The 16,944-nt window shown below is 49.7% G+C and carries 18 protein-coding genes; 9 read left to right on the top strand and 9 right to left on the bottom strand.

The window, feature by feature from the left end; translation table 11 throughout:
* The first annotated feature begins 156 nt into the window (after positions 1–156).
* The 5 genes from ACOTSW_RS05415 to ACOTSW_RS05395 all read left to right on the top strand — a co-directional run bounded on the left by ACOTSW_RS05415 (position 157) and on the right by ACOTSW_RS05395 (position 5,530).
* A complete protein-coding gene (locus ACOTSW_RS05415; RefSeq protein ID WP_423681468.1) occupies positions 157–531 on the top strand; it encodes a hypothetical protein in 375 nt (124 codons plus the stop codon).
* A 383-nt stretch (positions 532–914) separates the two neighbouring features.
* Complete coding sequence (alr, locus tag ACOTSW_RS05410; RefSeq protein WP_423681467.1) at positions 915–2,039, top strand: alanine racemase; 1,125 nt, start codon at positions 915–917, stop codon at positions 2,037–2,039.
* Positions 2,040–2,102: 63 nt separating this feature from the next.
* Complete coding sequence (locus tag ACOTSW_RS05405; RefSeq protein WP_423681466.1) at positions 2,103–3,395, top strand: D-amino acid dehydrogenase; 1,293 nt, start codon at positions 2,103–2,105, stop codon at positions 3,393–3,395.
* Complete coding sequence (locus tag ACOTSW_RS05400) at positions 3,392–3,943, top strand: hypothetical protein (protein WP_423681465.1); 552 nt, start codon at positions 3,392–3,394, stop codon at positions 3,941–3,943. The genes ACOTSW_RS05405 and ACOTSW_RS05400 overlap by 4 nt, the downstream gene beginning before the upstream one ends.
* A 27-nt stretch (positions 3,944–3,970) precedes the next feature.
* On the top strand, positions 3,971–5,530 hold the full coding sequence (locus ACOTSW_RS05395) for a sigma-54-dependent transcriptional regulator (protein ID WP_423681464.1): 1,560 nt from the start codon (positions 3,971–3,973) through the stop codon (positions 5,528–5,530).
* Here ACOTSW_RS05395 and ACOTSW_RS05390 read toward each other — a convergent pair.
* The 7 genes from ACOTSW_RS05390 to ispB form a co-directional block, all read right to left on the bottom strand.
* On the bottom strand, positions 5,527–5,709 hold the full coding sequence (locus tag ACOTSW_RS05390; RefSeq protein ID WP_423681463.1) for a DNA gyrase inhibitor YacG: 183 nt from the start codon (positions 5,707–5,709) through the stop codon (positions 5,527–5,529). The two genes, ACOTSW_RS05395 and ACOTSW_RS05390, sit on opposite strands and share 4 nt — an antisense overlap.
* Positions 5,710–5,718: 9 nt before the next feature.
* On the bottom strand, positions 5,719–6,474 hold the full coding sequence (gene zapD, locus ACOTSW_RS05385) for a cell division protein ZapD (RefSeq protein ID WP_423681461.1): 756 nt from the start codon (positions 6,472–6,474) through the stop codon (positions 5,719–5,721).
* Positions 6,475–6,589: 115 nt separating this feature from the next.
* Entirely contained in the window at positions 6,590–7,225 is a 636-nt protein-coding gene (gene coaE, locus ACOTSW_RS05380; RefSeq protein ID WP_423681460.1) for a dephospho-CoA kinase, read from the bottom strand.
* Positions 7,225–8,088 (bottom strand): prepilin peptidase, encoded by an 864-nt coding sequence (locus ACOTSW_RS05375; RefSeq protein WP_423681458.1) that lies wholly within the window; start codon positions 8,086–8,088, stop codon positions 7,225–7,227. Before ACOTSW_RS05375 ends, coaE begins: the two co-directional genes overlap by 1 nt.
* Positions 8,088–9,314, bottom strand: a complete 1,227-nt coding sequence (locus tag ACOTSW_RS05370; RefSeq protein WP_423681457.1) for a type II secretion system F family protein — start codon at positions 9,312–9,314, stop codon at positions 8,088–8,090. Before ACOTSW_RS05370 ends, ACOTSW_RS05375 begins: the two co-directional genes overlap by 1 nt.
* A 15-nt stretch (positions 9,315–9,329) precedes the next feature.
* Complete coding sequence (pilB, locus tag ACOTSW_RS05365) at positions 9,330–11,069, bottom strand: type IV-A pilus assembly ATPase PilB (RefSeq protein WP_423681455.1); 1,740 nt, start codon at positions 11,067–11,069, stop codon at positions 9,330–9,332.
* 247 nt (positions 11,070–11,316) lie between these two features.
* The gene (gene ispB / locus ACOTSW_RS05360) at positions 11,317–12,297 is read right to left on the bottom strand and encodes an octaprenyl diphosphate synthase (protein ID WP_423681453.1); all 981 of its coding nucleotides are present in this window, start codon (positions 12,295–12,297) and stop codon (positions 11,317–11,319) included.
* A gap of 285 nt (positions 12,298–12,582) precedes the next feature.
* Between ispB and rplU the strand changes: the two genes are divergently transcribed.
* From rplU to proB, 4 genes are all read left to right on the top strand, one after another.
* Complete coding sequence (rplU, locus tag ACOTSW_RS05355; RefSeq protein WP_186882810.1) at positions 12,583–12,894, top strand: 50S ribosomal protein L21; 312 nt, start codon at positions 12,583–12,585, stop codon at positions 12,892–12,894.
* A 42-nt stretch (positions 12,895–12,936) separates the two neighbouring features.
* The gene (gene rpmA / locus ACOTSW_RS05350) at positions 12,937–13,194 is read left to right on the top strand and encodes a 50S ribosomal protein L27 (RefSeq protein ID WP_423681451.1); all 258 of its coding nucleotides are present in this window, start codon (positions 12,937–12,939) and stop codon (positions 13,192–13,194) included.
* 149 nt (positions 13,195–13,343) lie between these two features.
* The gene (gene obgE, locus ACOTSW_RS05345; protein WP_423681449.1) at positions 13,344–14,456 is read left to right on the top strand and encodes a GTPase ObgE; all 1,113 of its coding nucleotides are present in this window, start codon (positions 13,344–13,346) and stop codon (positions 14,454–14,456) included.
* A 211-nt stretch (positions 14,457–14,667) separates the two neighbouring features.
* The gene (gene proB, locus ACOTSW_RS05340) at positions 14,668–15,786 is read left to right on the top strand and encodes a glutamate 5-kinase (RefSeq protein ID WP_423681447.1); all 1,119 of its coding nucleotides are present in this window, start codon (positions 14,668–14,670) and stop codon (positions 15,784–15,786) included.
* A gap of 45 nt (positions 15,787–15,831) precedes the next feature.
* Here the strand turns inward: proB and ACOTSW_RS05335 are convergent, their stop codons facing one another.
* Both ACOTSW_RS05335 and ACOTSW_RS05330 read right to left on the bottom strand, forming a co-directional pair.
* A complete protein-coding gene (locus ACOTSW_RS05335; RefSeq protein ID WP_423681446.1) occupies positions 15,832–16,365 on the bottom strand; it encodes a CNP1-like family protein in 534 nt (177 codons plus the stop codon).
* A gap of 3 nt (positions 16,366–16,368) precedes the next feature.
* On the bottom strand, positions 16,369–16,944 hold the full coding sequence (locus ACOTSW_RS05330) for an RNA pyrophosphohydrolase (protein WP_423681444.1): 576 nt from the start codon (positions 16,942–16,944) through the stop codon (positions 16,369–16,371).

The following is a 16,944-nucleotide window of genomic DNA, read 5'->3' as shown; positions in this document are numbered from 1 at the left end:
AGGCGGAACCGCAACAGGTTCTGCCTTTTTTATGCCCGCAACGCACAGAAATGGCTTCTGGCATTAAAAATATACTCCCCGGGAGTATATTTGAAAGCCCTTTATTGATAAGGAGATAAAGGCGTTTTTTCCATATACCCCCATAAAAATGCCTGATTGACCGATGTTTTCCGTGTTGCTGCGCCGCATACCGTTTCGCCCGCAGTCAATCTGACAGTGCGCAGCAAACACACCAAAACCAGCCAGCCCAATGGCAACCCGGCAGTCACCACCACCTACTACGCCGGAGCACAAGAAGCTGAACTCAACAATGGTCAGGCCACCGTCAAAACCTACTGGCCGTATGGGCTCGGTGTTGAGATCGACCAACCAGGCAGCAGCTCCAGCGAACTCAACTGGAGCCATCACGACAGACTGGGCAGCATCATCAGCATCAGCGACAGCAGTGGCAATCTCAAAGAAAAACTGGCCTACGACAGCTGGGGCAAACGCCGAACCACCGATGGCAGCGCGACGAGTGCGGATCCGTAGGGTTTAGTTGATGCAGTGTCGTTCCGGGTAAGTGCATCAAGCCTGATGCTTTTTCTGATTCATCACTATTTCCTTTTAGTATCCGATTGCCTGATATTTTTTTGGGTGAAAATGGTCGTCGCTCGTTTTTAATTCGGTGCTGTATTAAAATGCGAACACTGTATTGATTTATATACGATGTGCCGGTTTTGATACGATTCAGTCTGGCTCTGCATGTGATTCCGGGTGAATGCCGCAACAGGTGTATTGAAATCAATACACCTGTTTCTGAGTGGTTTCCCGGGCTATAAGCTAAGTCTTTGAATTAATGAGACTAATTCACGTGGCACGGGCATTGCTATGAATACTCATCATTTTCCCGGTAGCGATGGAGTGCGAAGAACATGCAACAAGTAGCTGGAAAGAGTGGCGCGGTACTGCGTATTGATTTGCAGGCGGTGCGGGGCAATTACAGGCTGCTGCGCAGCAAACTCGGCACTGCCCATTGCGGCGCTGCGGTCAAAGCCGATGCTTATGGGTTGGGGGCAATTCCGGTCGCGCAGGTGTTGTACGATGAAGGTTGCCGGCATTTTTTTGTCGCGCATCTTGAAGAGGCCATTAGCTTGCGCCCCCATTTACCGGATGCGGCTCAAATCATCGTGATGCACGGCTCGCCCGTCGGCTATGAGGCTGAATTTCTCGAGCATCGCTGTATGCCGGTGCTGAACAGTCGTGAACAGATTCTGGCGTGGCGCAAGCTGGCTGCACAAAAGCAAACGGCTTTACCTGCGATCATTCAGTTTGACACCGGTATGGCACGCATGGGGCTGTCGGCGGCGGAAGTTGAGCAATGGCGCACCGATCCTGATTTTATTCAGGGGATCGCTGTGCGTTACGCCATGAGTCATCTGGCGTGCGCGGAAGACCAGAGTAATCCTATGAATCGTCAGCAACTGCAACGTTTTCAGCAGGTGCGGCAACTGCTTCCTGCTGCCGGTGGCAGTCTGGCGAACTCTTCCGGCATTTTTCTGGGGCCGGATTTCCACTTTGATCTGGCGCGCCCCGGCGCCGCTTTATACGGTATCGCCCCGGTTGCTGGGCAGGAAAATCCTTTACTCCCGGTGGCGCACTTGCAGGGGCGCATCATTCAGACCCGTGAAATCTCTGCCGGTACCACTGTCGGCTATGGCGCGACATGGCAGGCCAGCGAAACGACCCGCATTGCGACGGTGGCGGTCGGCTATGCCGATGGCTGGCTGCGTAGTCTGAGTAACCGTGGTATTGCACAGATCGCCGGGCGCGATGTGCCTATGGTCGGTAAGGTGTCGATGGATACGATCACGCTGGATGTGACGCAGATCGCCAGCGAACACTTACAGCCGGGTGCACTGGTGGATCTGATTTCCGCAACCAATACAGTCGATGCCGTTGCCGGTAAAGCGTCCACCATCGCTTACGAAATTCTGACCAGTCTCGGTGCGCGTTATCAGCGCGAGTATACAGACGGTAAACCAGACGGCAAACACTAGACGAACAATAGACGAACAACGCATCCGCGCTTAATTCAGTATTCAGTATCCAGGAGAAATAATATGAAAGTAGTGATCCTCGGCTCCGGCGTCATCGGTACCACCTCCGCCTATTTTCTGGCGAAAGCCGGGCATGAAGTCACGGTGATCGACCGTCAGCCAGCTGCTGCGCTGGAAACCAGTTATGGCAATGCTGGTGAAGTATCGCCAGGTTATTCGTCACCATGGGCCGGACCAGGCGTGCCGCTGAAAGCGATCAAATGGCTGATGATGAAACATGGGCCGCTGGCGATACAGCCGACGCTGGATCTCAATACCTGGCGCTGGGTCATGCAGATGCTGATGAATTGTACAACCGCGCGCTACGAGGTGAATAAAGGCCGTATGTTGCGCATGGCGGAATACAGCCGTGATGTGCTGCAGCAATTGCGCGCGGATACAGGCATTTCTTATGATGAGCGCACCCAGGGCACCTTGCAGTTATTCCGGAATCAGGAACAGCTTGATGGTGCCGCTGCCGATATCGCCATTCTGAAACGCTATGATGTGCCATACGAAACGCTGGATAAAGCGGGTTGCCTGAAAGTGGAACCAGCATTAGCGAATGTGCAGGAAAAATTTGTCGGTGCCTTGCGTTTGCCTGGCGATGAAACCGGCGATTGCTTTAAGTTCACGCAGAATCTGGCAAAACTGGCAGAAGGGCTGGGTGTGCAGTTTAAATACGGCGTAACGATACAGAAACTGGTACACGAAGGCGATGAGATTACTTCTGTGATCACGTCGGAAGGCGAATTCAAGGCGGATCGTTATGTACTGGCGCTGGGCAGCTATTCCCCTTTCCTGTTGCGCGATCTGGGCATCAAAATTCCGGTGTATCCGATTAAAGGTTATTCGATTACGGTGCCAATCACCGATGCGACACGTGCCCCTGAATCCACGGTCATGGATGAAACTTACAAGATTGCGATTACCCGCCTCGGTGATCGCATCCGGGTTGGCGGAACGGCTGAAATTGCCGGCTATAACCTCGATCTGCGCAAAGAGCGTCGCGAAGCGCTTGAGTTCTCGGTCAATGATTTATTCCCCGGTGGCGGTGATGTCAGTCAGGCCGAATTCTGGACCGGTTTGCGCCCGATGACACCGGACGGCACACCTATCGTTGGCCCTACACCTTACCGTAATTTATTCCTGAATACCGGTCATGGCACGCTGGGCTGGACGATGTCATGCGGTTCCGGCCAGTTCATTGCTGATATCGTGTCAGGTAAGCGTCCGGCAATTTCTACCGAAGGTTTGTTCATGGATCGTTACGGCAGTGTCAATCGTCCTGTTGTGATGCCTCAGGGACTGGTATGAGTCAGTTTGAACAATTGCTGTCATCAACGCAGATATTTGCAGATGCGAATCTGAATACGCGTTTTTACACGGCAATTGAGCTGCTGGCGCAGATCATGATGGAGATGCCGAGAGCGACGAGTATCAGCAGTCTGGTGGAAACGACAGGAAAGTCGCCGCGGCTGATACGTTCTATCCTCTCGACTCTGAGTCAGAATGGTCTGGTCGGGCGCGACAGTAAAGAGAAAGATGCCTGGCATTGCCGCGACTGCAGCAAGCTCTTTACACTGGCAGACGTTTATCGTTGCTTTGTGGAAGCCGAAGAGCGCGCTATGTGTAAAGCTGCCGAGAGTGAGGTACGCCTTGCCGGAGACGGCTTGCGCTCATGCCGTAACCCTAGCCAGCAGAGCGTGGATCTGTTACTGATACAGGTCAGGATGACAGTGAACCGCGCCGTGCTGGAGCAACTCGAGCAATTTGATCTCGGGCGCTTGCGCGGTCTGGCCGCAACAAATAGTTTTCGCAGTCACTACGCGCGTCCGCGTGACTATACTCCTGAGCCGCATTAATTTTCCACCACATTCATTCATCAATTCATGCGCATTAATATTCAGTTTCGTGACCGGGTTGGCATCGCACATGAAATTCTGGCGGTGCTGGCCAGGCGCGGTCTGAATGTCATTGCAGTGGAGGTTGACCCGCCCCATATCTATATCGACAGCCCGGAGCTGCTGGACTATATGCTTCCTGCCTTGCAGGAAGATTGTCAGAAAGTGGATGGTGTTGGTCAGATTGAGGTGATAGATGTGCTGCCGGGTATACGTCGCCGTTTGCATCTCGACACCATGATGGCGGTCATGGAGGACCCGGTGCTGGCAGTTGATGGCAGCGGTAATCTTGTCATTGCTAATGCCGCTGCGGCGGCCGTTGCGGGGATGGATGAAGCAGCGCTGTGCAGACTGACCCTGAGTCAGGTGCTGGATGACGCGGCGCTGCAAGAGGAGCTGATTGCGAACGGTTTTCGTATTCCCAGCCGCGAAGTGACTTTGTATGGCGAACCTTTCTTTATGGATGTGACGCCGGTATCGGAACCCTTGCTTCCCGAGCTGGCTCCTTTATCGCGCTCCGTTGGTGCCGTGCTGACGTTTCATGCCCCGACCCGTATCGGCGGCAGAATTCATGCCCTGCAGAATTCTGCCGGCAGTGGCTTTGACTTGCTGATCGGCGAGTCCGAGCAGATGCGTATTCTGAAAAAACGTGCAGCCCGTATGGCGGTGGTGGATGCGCCTTTGCTGATAACAGGTGAAACCGGCACGGGGAAAGAGTTACTTGCGCAAGCATGCCATGGTGTCAGCACCAGAAGTAACGCGCCTTTTCTTGAGCTGAATTGCGCGGCATTGCCTGAGAGTCTTGCTGAAAGCGAGTTGTTCGGCTACATGTCCGGCGCCTTCACCGGCGCCCAGCGTGGCGGCAAACCCGGCTTGTTTGAAATGGCAGACGGCGGCACCGTTTTTCTGGACGAAATCGGTGAGATGTCATTGTATCTGCAGGCGAAATTATTACGTTTTTTGAATGACGGTAAGTTTCGTCGTATCGGTGGCGATAAAGAAGTCAGGGTGAACGTGCGTATAATCAGTGCGACACACAGGAATTTGCCTAAGATGGTACAAGAAGGCTTGTTTCGTGAGGATTTGTTTTACCGCCTGAATGTTCTTCATCTGGAGATGCCGGCGTTACGTGACCGGCCTGATGATATTTTGCTGTTGGCCGGACATTTTATTGAGCGCGCCTGCACACAGTCTCAAAAACCGGTTTGTCGCCTGAATTCGTCTGCCTGTGCTGCACTGGTATCGAATCGCTGGCCGGGTAACGTCCGGCAGTTGCAAAACGTCGTATTCCGGGCAATTACGATGTCGGATCAGCGGGTGCTTGGCGCTGCTGATGTAGATTGGGCGGAGGGCAGCATCAGTGCTGATGAGGTCAATCTGGATGCGGCAGAGAACTGGGATTTGTCGGTATCAGCGTTTGAACGGGCGCTGCTTGAACGCCTTTATCCACAATATCCCTCGAGCCGCAAACTGGCCGCTCGACTGGCGACTTCTCATTCCATGATTGCGACAAAATTACGCAAATACGGCATACCGCAAAAGCGTTAATTTAAAGCGTTTTCTTCGGGGTCTTCCGGCAAGTTGACAGCGGGAATGGTGTATTTTTCTTCAGCCCACGCGCCAAGGTCGATTTGCTTGCAGCGTTCCGAGCAGAAGGGACGCCACAGGCTGCTTTCTTTCCATTCCACCTTGTTACCGCAGGTGGGGCAATTGACAAATGTCGCCATGATCAGAAATTAAAAATTGCAGAGGGTGAGATCGAAGGCAATGTCGCTCTCAAATGCTTTGGGTTTCATATCGCCGTCTTGTGACATGAAGCGTATCCAGAGCATATATTTGTTGGCTGAAATTTCAGGAATAGCGCTAGTCTCACGAGCGACATTGACGCGCAGGAGTTGGTACACTTTTCCCTGTAACATCTGCTGATAACTACCGGCTTGCGCAATGACTTTGCTGGTAGTACCTGACTCCCGCAAAAGACGTAACACCACATTGATGGCATCAAACAATGGGGCGATCGGTGCAAACCAGGCGGTAATGTCGGCAAATCGCTTTTCAGTCGTGTTTTTTTGCCAGGCGTGATAGCTGGGCAAATCGAATTCACATGCGCCACCGGGAATAATAGTACGGCCACGTATGCTCATCAGCCATTCATTGTCACGAATATTTTGTCCGGTCTTTCCGGTACAGGCAATGAGTGCACTGCTGACGCGATCGACATCGTCAAGCACTTTATCCAGCATTTCTGCCTGCACATTGGGATTGGATTTGAAGCCGATTAGGGTGTGTTTTTGTCGCTCAAGCTCTTGCAGTAAATCGGATTTCAGATCGGCACGACCTGCCACTTCCAACATTTCAAAAATGGTTGCAAGCGCGATGTGATGTTGCAGAGGGTCTGGCTGATGCAGGAAAAAAGTAAATTTTTCGTACAGGTCTTCCAAACGCAATAGCGTTCGAATACGCTCGTTGAAAGGGTATTCGTAAACAATCAAAATAGTATCCCTGTTTAAATTTATGCCAACTCTAGCTTCACGTGATTCTGAACCATACTGTCAGAAAATACAAATGCCACGTGAATTTTTTTTGTTCTCGCCGGGAATTATTTCATCACACTTTTTTATGATGATTGTTTATTAATGATTTTGCCAGAGATTGATATTTTTCATGTAGCACTCTGACCTGGTCGCTGATTAAACTCAGATCGCCGTCATTAAAGATCAGATCATCGGCGGCCTCCTGCCTTTGCTGGCGGCTCGCCTGTGCCCGCATGATGGAACGTACCTGTTCCTCACTTAAATTATTTCGCGTCATCACTCGGCGAATCTGCGTTTGCTCTTCACAATCAATCACCAGGATACGACTTACCTTGTTGCGCCAGCTTGCTGATTCGACCAGTAAAGGAACGACAAAAATGAGATAAGCGCCGGTGGCCAGAGACGCCGCTTTTTCGGTTTCTTGGCGTATCAGAGGATGAAGGATATTTTCCAGCTTTTGTTTTTGCTGGTTGTCAGCAAAGACCAGCTCACGCATTCTGGTTCTGTCCATCGCGCCATCGTCAGTCAGATATTTATCTCCGAACTGTTCACGTATCGAAGGCATGGCCAAGCCGCCAGGCTGAGTCAGTTGATGCGCTATGACATCGGTGTCAATAATGCTCGCACCAAACTTGGCAAACATATTGGCAATGGTTGTTTTACCGCTGCCTATCCCTCCTGTGAGGCCGACCGAAAATCGCCCGGTCATCAGAAGCTTCCCAGGTACATGGCGGACAACTGTTTTCCCCAGAATAAAGCAATTAAGCCAGCGCCGGCAAGGTAAGGTCCGAACGGAAGCGGGGTATTTTTCCCCATTTTTGACATGACGATCAGAGCAATGCCAACGACAGCGCCGACAACGGATGACAGTAGGATGATGACAGGGAGCATACTCCAGCCCATCCACGCTCCGAGAGCTGCCAGCAGTTTGAAGTCGCCATAGCCCATGCCTTCTTTTCCGGTTGCCAGTTTAAACAGCCAGTAAATTGACCACAATGATAGATAGCCAGCCACCGCGCCTATCACTGCCGACGACAAAGAAGTGAAAGTTCCATTCAGATTGACCAGCAAGCCCAGCCAGAGCAACGGGAGCGTCAGATCATCCGGTAATAATTGCGTATCTGCATCGATCAGTGTCATCGCAATTAAGAAATAGGCAAAAAACATGGCAGATAATCCCGCAATACCGCTGCCAAAGTGCCAGATCATACCTGCGCTCAGCAAGCAAGTGACCAGCTCAACCAGCGGATAGCGAATCGAAATAGGCGATTTACAACTCGTGCATTTGCCGCCGATGAGCAGATAACTGATGATGGGGATATTTTCCAGCGCCGTGATTTTGTGCCCGCAATGAGGACAGGCAGAACGCGGTACCGTCAGGTTATAAGGTTCCTGATGAGGTAATTCCTTGCCGGTTTCATGCGCAATATAGTTATCCGATTCTTGCTGCATCATCTTGGGCAGACGATAAATCACGACGTTCAGAAAACTGCCGACCAACAACCCGAAAAGGCCTAATACGAGCGTGCTGATGACATTTCCGGGTTGTGCAAAAAAAATTTCTTCTAACATCAGACGACAGAACCCAGTTTGAAAATTGGTAAATACATCGCGACGACCAGACCACCGATAATGACACCCAGAATCACCATAATCAGTGGTTCCATTAAGCTCGATAAAGACGCAACGGCCTCATCGACCTCTTCCTCGTAGAAGTCAGCAACTTTTCCCAGCATATTATCGAGTGCACCTGATTCTTCGCCGATCGCAACCATCTGTGTCACCATCGTAGGGAAAACATTTGCATTTTGCATGGCGACTGTCAGGCTGGTACCGGTACTGACCTCCGTTTGAATTTTTATCGTAGCGTCAAGATACACTGCATTGCCCGCAGCACCGCCAACAGAGTCCAGTGACTCAACCAAAGGAACGCCGGCCGCAAACATGGTTGCCAGAGTACGCGTCCAGCGAGCAATTGTCGCTTTTCTGATCACGGCGCCGAAAATAGGTGCCTGCAACAGCAGCCTGTCCATGGTGCGTTGCATTTGTAAGGAGCGTCTCCAGGTCTGAAAGAAAAAATAGATGACCGCAAAAAGACCACCGAAAATCATGTACCAGTATTTGACAAAGAAATCGGATATCGCCATAACAAACAAGGTCGGCGCAGGCAGATCCGCTCCGAAACTGGTGAAGACTTCTTTGAATGCAGGCACCACCCAGATCATGATCACGGCTGTCACAACAAACGCGACAGACAGAATCGCAATCGGGTAGGTTAATGCAGATTTAATTTTTTTCTTGATCGACTGGGTTTTTTCTTTGTAAATCGCCAGCCTGGTCAGCAAGTCTTCCAGAATACCGGCTTGCTCACCAGCACCCACCAGATTACAGAACAGCGGATCAAAATATAAAGGAAACTTTCTGAATGCCTGATTCAGACTGGTCCCTGTTTCTACATCGCCGCGAATGTCCTGCAGCAGTTTGGATACTGAGGGGTTGGCATTTCCTTTGGCAACAATATCAAACGACTGCAACAATGGAACCCCGGCCTTCATCATGGTCGCAAGCTGACGTGTGAATAGGGTAATGTCAGCATCGGTAATTTTTTTACCTGAACTGTAAGTTTTTTTCTTCAGCTTGGTAACCAGAATCCCCTGACGCCTCAGCGTTGCATTAACAATCGCTTCTCCGCCCGCACGTAATTCTCCCTGCACTGTCTTACCGAATTTATCTTTACCTTCCCAGGCATAGAGAACGTCTTTCGTTTTTTTTATAGGTTTGGCGGAATTAGTTGCCATGTAACTGCTCTCCGATTATTCGTTAGTACATCCGAGTACTTCTTCCAGACTGGTTAAGCCCTGGCGCACTTTCATCAATCCAGACTGACGCAAATTACGAACGCCTTCCAGTTGCGCCTGTTCTTCAATTTCCATAGCGCTGCCATTGTTCAGAATAATGCGCTCAATCGCTTCTGAAATTGGCATCAGCTGATAAATGCCGACACGTCCTTTATAGCCATTTCCATTGCAGCGATCGCATCCGACGGGCTCATAAGGTTTCCAGGTTCCGTCCAGATCTTCTTCTTTGAATCCCGCTGCCAGCAGCACTTCATCAAGTATTTCCGCCGGACGTTTGCAAGTACAAAGGCGGCGAGCCAGACGCTGCGCAGTAATGAGAATGACGGACGAAGCAATATTAAAGGGTGCTACGCCCATGTTCATCAGACGAGTCAGGGTAGATGGCGCATCATTCGTATGCAGTGTTGAAAACACCATGTGACCGGTTTGTGCGGCTTTGATCGCGATATCTGCGGTTTCCAGATCACGGATCTCACCCACCATAATCACATCAGGATCTTGGCGAAGGAATGACTTTAACGCTGCAGCAAAGGTAAGGCCGGCTTTATCATTGACGTTAACCTGATTCACACCTGGCAGGTTAATTTCAGCAGGATCTTCCGCAGTGGAGATGTTGATGCCAGGTTTGTTAATCACATTCAGACAAGTATACAAAGACACAGTTTTACCTGAACCTGTCGGCCCGGTTACCAGCACCATGCCATACGGACGCTGAATCGCATTCAGCAGAATTTCTTTCTGATCCGGATCGTAACCCAGCGCATCAATTCCCATTTGTGCCTGCGATCCGTCGAGAATACGCATAACGATTTTTTCGCCGAACAATGTTGGTAGCGTGCTGACACGAAAATCGATGGATTTGTTGGCGTTCAGAACCAGTTTCATCCGGCCATCCTGAGGTATTCTTTTCTCAGAAATATCGAGCTTGGAAATAACTTTGATACGTGATGACAGCTTATCCTTGATAGCCAGCGGGGGCTGGGCGATTTCCCTTAATTCTCCATCGACCCTGAAGCGGATACGGTAAAATTTTTCGAACGGTTCAAAATGCAGATCAGATGCTCCCATATTGATAGCATCGACCAGCATTTTTTGTAAAAACTTCACGATAGGGGCGTCATCGACCTCATTCGCCTGCGCATCAGCTGCGGCCGCTGCTGCTGACTGACCTAAATCTTCTTCTTTAAAATCAAGATCGAATTCATCCGCAGACAGGTCACTGAGACTTTGCTCTGACGTCTTGCTGATTTTATCCAGCAATTTCAATAACGCATCATGCTGCACCATGATGAGTTCTATGCCCAGGCTGGTCTGAAATTTAACCTGATCGAATGCAGAATTATTGGTTGGATCTGATACGGCCAACGCCAGCTTGTTTCCTTTTTTTGCAATAGGAACGAGGCGCTGCGTTTGCATCAGTTTTGAGTCGACCAGTTTGTCTGGTATCAGGCCCTCATCAATTGCCGATAAGTCGAGCAGCGGGTAGCCAAATGTTTCTGAACAAAACGTGGCAAGGTCCCGAGAGCTGATCAGATTGCTTTGCAACAGCCCGTCGATAAATCCCGTTTTTTCCGTCTGTGTTTTTTTTACTATGGTGTCGGCTTGTGCCGCAGTCAGCAAATTACCTTGCATTAAAGCCCGGGCCAGTCCCGGTGTAGTTGCTTGCGGCGCAGTGTTTGGTGGAGCAGCGGACATAGTGACTTATGGGTTAAGTTTGCAAAATGAATGAGTTGCTTTGCGATGATGCAACTGAAGCTCTTTTTTGTAAAGATATGCTACTTTTTTTTACATCTGAGCTGCGGTCAGTTAACTGAACTGTTGTCTTTGTGTGTAAGTATGCAGCAAAAATACTTCTGGAATCAGGTGGTGCACAAATAAAACGAGGCAAGCACATTTCTGTGTTTGCCTCGCATCGCATACTATTTGAATGAGTTTTTAACGCTCAGTGATTGCGCTGAACCGCGAACTGACTCAGGATGAGAAGTGCTTCTTTGTAAGGAGAATCAGGTAAGTGAGTGACTGCTGCTGATGCCTTAAGCGCTGCTTCCACTGCTTTTTCTTTCGTATAATTCAGGGCGCCCGACTGCGTAATGGCATGTAAAATTTTATCGAACTTGGATTCATCACCTTGTTCTATACACGTGCGGACCAGTTCCTTTTCTTCTGCTGTGCCATGTTTCATAAGGTAAATCAGAGGCAAGGTCGGTTTGCCTTCACGCAAATCATCGCCGACGTTTTTTCCAATTTCTTCAGCATTTCCCGTGTAATCGAGTACATCATCTATCAGTTGAAATGCGGTACCGATGCTGCGGCCATATTCTGCCGCTGCTTCCACCTGATCTTCATTCGCTCCGGCGATAAGCGCACCGACCTTGGCCGACGCTTCAAATAATTTGGCTGTCTTTGAGCGTATCACCTGCAGGTAACGTTCTTCGGTGACGTCCGGATCGTGCATATTGAGCAGTTGCAGCACTTCGCCTTCAGCGATCACATTAGTGGCATCAGCGACCACTTGCATAATCGGAACGCTGCCAACTGACACCATCATCTGGAAGGCACGTGAGTGCAAGAAGTCACCGACCAGAACGGACGCAGCATTACCAAACAAGGCATTGGCAGTCTGACGGCCCCGGCGCAGCGATGATTCATCTACAACATCGTCATGCAATAAAGTGGCGGTGTGGATAAATTCTATTGTTGCAGCCAGATCATGATGATATTTACCCTGGTAGCCATACGCATTTGCAATCAATAACACCAGCACTGGACGCAGGCGTTTACCGCCGGCGCTGATAATATATTCGGCAACCTGATTGACCAGTGGCACATCAGAATAGAGTTGCTGACGAATAACTCCGTTGACCGCGGACATGTCCGCGGTGATCACTTCGGTGAAAGGGGTTGGGTTTGCAGTGGCTGACAAGGGAGAATCCTGCTAATTAATTCAAGACCGCGAGATTATACGACGACAAGATCAAATTTGCGCTGTAACAGAGTATGCAATTCGCCAGATTGCTCCGGTTTTCTTAATTCTTCTTGAAATTTCTCAAGCCGCTTTTGACAGCGTGACTTTCTCTGCTGAAAAAATATGCAAATTGTTTTTGACGCTAGGTCTAAGTCTATGTATAATTTGGGGTTTTCCCGAATTCCCAAGCTGGTTTTTGAGGTGCGGGCGAAAATCCCTTTTATTTATTTGATGAGGTTTCACATGTACGCGGTCATAAAAACCGGCGGCAAACAATATAAAGTTGTCGCTGGTGAAAAACTTAAAGTAGAACAGATACCTGCAGACATTGGCTCCGAAATCACCATTGATCAAGTGCTCGCATTGGGTGCTGGAGAAACAATTAAATTTGGTACTCCGTTGGTCGCAGGTGCTACGGTGCTGGCTAAGGTAGTAGATCACGGTCGTCACGACAAAGTACGTATTTTTAAAATGCGTCGTCGTAAGCATTACCAGAAGCGTCAAGGCCACCGCCAGAACTACACTGAATTGCAAATCGTATCTATCAACGGCTAATCCTCGGTTATCTGTTAATTACCTGTATCAAGGAGCTATTAAATGGCACACAAAAAAGGCGGCGGCACCACGCGCAATGGCCGTGACTCAGAGTCGAAACGCTTAGGCGTTAAAGTTTACGGCGGCCAGACTATCAATGCTGGCGGTATTATTGTTCGTCAACGCGGCACACGTGTTCACCCAGGTGAAAACGTCGGCATCGGCAAAGATCACACTTTGTTCGCGCTGGTTAACGGTAAAGTACAGTTCGCTGTTAAAGGTGCTTCCAAGCATCAGTACGCAATTGTTGTTGCAGCTTAAGTTTTGAAGTAATTCAGGCTAAGGCGCAAGCCAGTATGATAAAAAGGCTCTGCCATTGGTAGAGCCTTTTTAGTTTCAAGAAATCCTGTATAAATCGGTTGTTCCATCTGGGTAGCAAAGATTTATACAAGCTTTTTTAGGTGGTAAAAATGAAATTTATTGACGAAGCCAGAATTGAAGTGATCGCCGGCGATGGTGGCAATGGAGTTGCCTCTTTCTGCCGTGAAAAATTCCGTCCATTCGGTGGTCCCGACGGTGGTGACGGAGGTCGTGGCGGTAGTATCTGGGCGGTTGCTGATCGTAATATCAACACTCTGGTTGATTATCGCTATTCAAAACTGCACAAGGCAAAAGATGGTGAAAATGGCCGGGGTGCGGATTGCTACGGTAAGGGGGCTGATGATATTTTCCTGCGTATGCCGGTGGGAACCGTCATTTCAGACCGCAATACAGACGAAGTGATCGCTGACTTGACCGAGCATGGTCAGCAGGTAGAGTTGGTCAAAGGTGGCGAAGGCGGATGGGGCAATATCCATTTCAAAACCTCAACCAATCGCGCTCCGCGTCAGCGCACCGAAGGTAAAGAGGGCGAGCGGCGTGAGTTACGTCTTGAATTGAAAGTGCTGGCTGACGTTGGTTTGCTTGGATTGCCGAATGCGGGTAAATCCACATTCATCACCGCCGTATCCAATGCACGTCCTAAGATTGCAGATTATCCGTTCACGACTCTGCATCCGAATCTGGGTATGGTGCGTGTCAGTCATGAAAAGAGTTTTGTGATTGCCGATATTCCGGGCCTGATCGAAGGTGCTGCGGACGGCGTCGGACTGGGAGTGCAATTTCTGAAGCATCTGCAGCGTACCGGTCTTTTGCTGCATATTGTTGATCTGGCACCGTTTGATGATAACGTTGATCCTGTGAAGGATGCGAAAGCTCTGATCAAAGAGTTGCGTAAATATGATGAGAGTTTGTATAACAAGCCACGCTGGCTGGTATTGAATAAGCTCGATGTTCTCAGCGAAGAAGAGCGCAAGAAAAAAGTCAAAGACTTTGTCAAACGTTTCGGCTGGAAAGGGCCTGTCTTTGAAATTTCTGCACTGAACCGCGAAGGTTGCGAAGATCTGGTGATGGCGATTTACAAAGATATCGAAGAGAAGCGTACACAGGAACAGCGTTCGCAAGAGACGAAGATGAAGGAAGAGGCGCAGGGGATTTTATCTATTGATCCTGATGATCCTCGCTTTAAAGTCTGGGACGAGTAATCAAAAAAGCCTGAATTTCAGGCTTTTTTTTCGCCTGCTACTTTGTCAGGCATAGGGAAATGGATTCCTGATTCATATTGAAATAATATCTTTGCAGGATATTGGTATGAAAAGAAAAGCGAAGTCTGAATTAAATTTAGTTTAATCCTGCCAACTCCACATAAAGTATAATTTAAGACTTTCCCTCCCATTGATGGTGGTTTTATTCTTTATGCATTCTGTGATCCGGCAAGCCAAACGGCTGATAATCAAAGTAGGCTCTTCGCTAGTAACAAATGACGGCAAAGGTATCGACAAGGTCGCGATAGAACGGTGGGCTGTGCAGATCGCCGCATTGCGGCAAATGGGAAAGGAAGTGGTTCTGGTCAGCTCTGGCGCAATTGCAGAGGGGCGGCAGCGGCTGGGTTTTGAAAAGCGGCCGACCGGAATACATGAGCTGCAGGCCTGCGCCGCTGTTGGTCAGATGGGGCTGGCACAGATATATGAAAGCAGCTTTCGCGCGCACAACATCGGTACGGCGCAGATTTTACTGACGCACGCGGATCTGGCTGATCGCGAACGTTACCTGAATGCCCGCTCCACCTTATTTACCTTGTTGCATTTCGGTGTCGTTCCTATCATCAATGAAAATGACACGGTGGTCACCGACGAGATCAAGTTTGGCGATAACGATACTCTGGGAGCACTGGTTGCCAATCTGATCGAAGCCGACGCCTTGATTATTCTGACTGATCAGAAAGGTTTGTATACTGCAGACCCACGAAAAAATCCCGACGCAACATTTGTCCATGAGGCGAAAGCTGGGGATTTAACACTGGAGGCGATGGCTGGAGGTGCCGGTTCCAACGTTGGTAGCGGTGGCATGTTGACAAAAATTCTGGCTGCCAAGCGTGCAGCGAGCTCCGGGGCGCATACCGTGATCGCTTGGGGGCGTGAAGAGAATGTGCTGGTACGGCTGGCGAACGGCGAAGCCATCGGTACGCAACTGGTTTCCGACATGGCACCGATTGCCGCACGCAAACAATGGTTGGCGGATCACTTGCAAACTGCAGGCACCCTTGTCCTTGATGCTGGTGCTGTGCAGAAGTTGACGCAGGATGGTAAATCTTTGTTACCGATAGGCGTACTGGACGTCATTGGTGAATTTGGCCGCGGCGAAGTCGTTACTTGCGTAGATGAAGCAGGGCTGGTGATTGCGAGAGGCTTGTCAAACTATGCGAGTGCAGACGCAAGAAGGATCAAGCGCCATCCTTCATCTGAAATTGCTGCCATTCTTGGTTTTGTTGAAGAGCAGGAGCTGATACATCGGGATAATCTGGTTGTGCTGTAAAAAAAGGTGCCTGAGCACCTTTTTTTGTATGGCATACGGGATTGTCTAGCGATTAAAAGGTGAGCGTTTTCCGTTTAAGCGATCGACCAGCGTTGCTGCTTTTCCGCCCATGGTGTTGCCATCACAAAAATACTCCGTATATAAAACATGATGCTGCTTATTCGCGCCGGCGTTTGAAATTCTGTCCCATTCTTTACGGCGGGATGCTGACCAACTGCCATCACTGCGGCCAAATGCGTACAGTTTCCTTTCGTAACTTTCGCAACGAATCGCTTCATAACTGACATTTTTGGCACCGCTGTTGCTCGTTGCCACCAGGGTATAACGTACGGAGCCATCTTTTTCGACAGAAACTGATTGCTTATCGATAGCAAAAGTCTGTGTGCCGCTGTTATAAAAAGGCAGCAGATTTTCTGATTTTGGTGCGGCGGGTAATTGCAGGGCAACTTCCTGTTTTTCCTTATTCGCGTCATCGTCTTCCAGCTCTGTTGCGTATGTCAGCGGCAGATGCAGACTGGCTGCGATCAGCAGCAGACCAGACCAGCTTTTGGCAGAACGGTATGGATAGTCATTTGCCATAAATTATTTTGATTCTTCCTGTTCAGGTTTACCGGGCTCAATCAATTTTTCCTTCGCCTTCTGCAGCTGTCGCTGCGAGCGCTGGCGCTGGGCTCCGGGGTGATCATTTCTGTGCAGATAACGGGATAATTCCTGTAATGCCAGTTGATAAACGCCGCGTTTAAATTCAATCACCACGTCCAGCGGCACCCAGTATTCATGCCAGCGCCAGGCATCGAATTCAGGGTGGTTGCTGGCACGCAGGTTGATATCGCAATCGCGGCCGACCATGCGCAGCAAAAACCAGATTTGCTTTTGCCCACGGTAATGCCCGCGAATTTCACGTTTGATAAAATGATCCGGCACCTCATAACGGAGCCAGTCGCGGGTGCGGCCGATAATTTTGACGTGCTCTCGCAACAGGCCTGTTTCTTCTTCCAGCTCGCGAAACATTGCCTGTTCAGGAGATTCACCATATTTAATGCCACCTTGCGGGAATTGCCACGAGTGTTCGCGCACACGTTTTCCCCACCAGACTTGATTGTTGGCGTTAAGCAAAATTATGCCAACGTTAGGGCGGAAGCCTTCACGATCGAGCAT

Origin of the sequence: Undibacterium sp. WLHG33 (assembly GCF_049544815.1) — a bacterium.
In the GTDB taxonomy this organism is placed as follows: Bacteria; Pseudomonadota; Gammaproteobacteria; order Burkholderiales; family Burkholderiaceae_D; genus Undibacterium.
The sequence above is the reverse complement of the archived record's forward strand: the minus strand, read 5'-3'. Positions and strand labels throughout refer to the sequence as shown.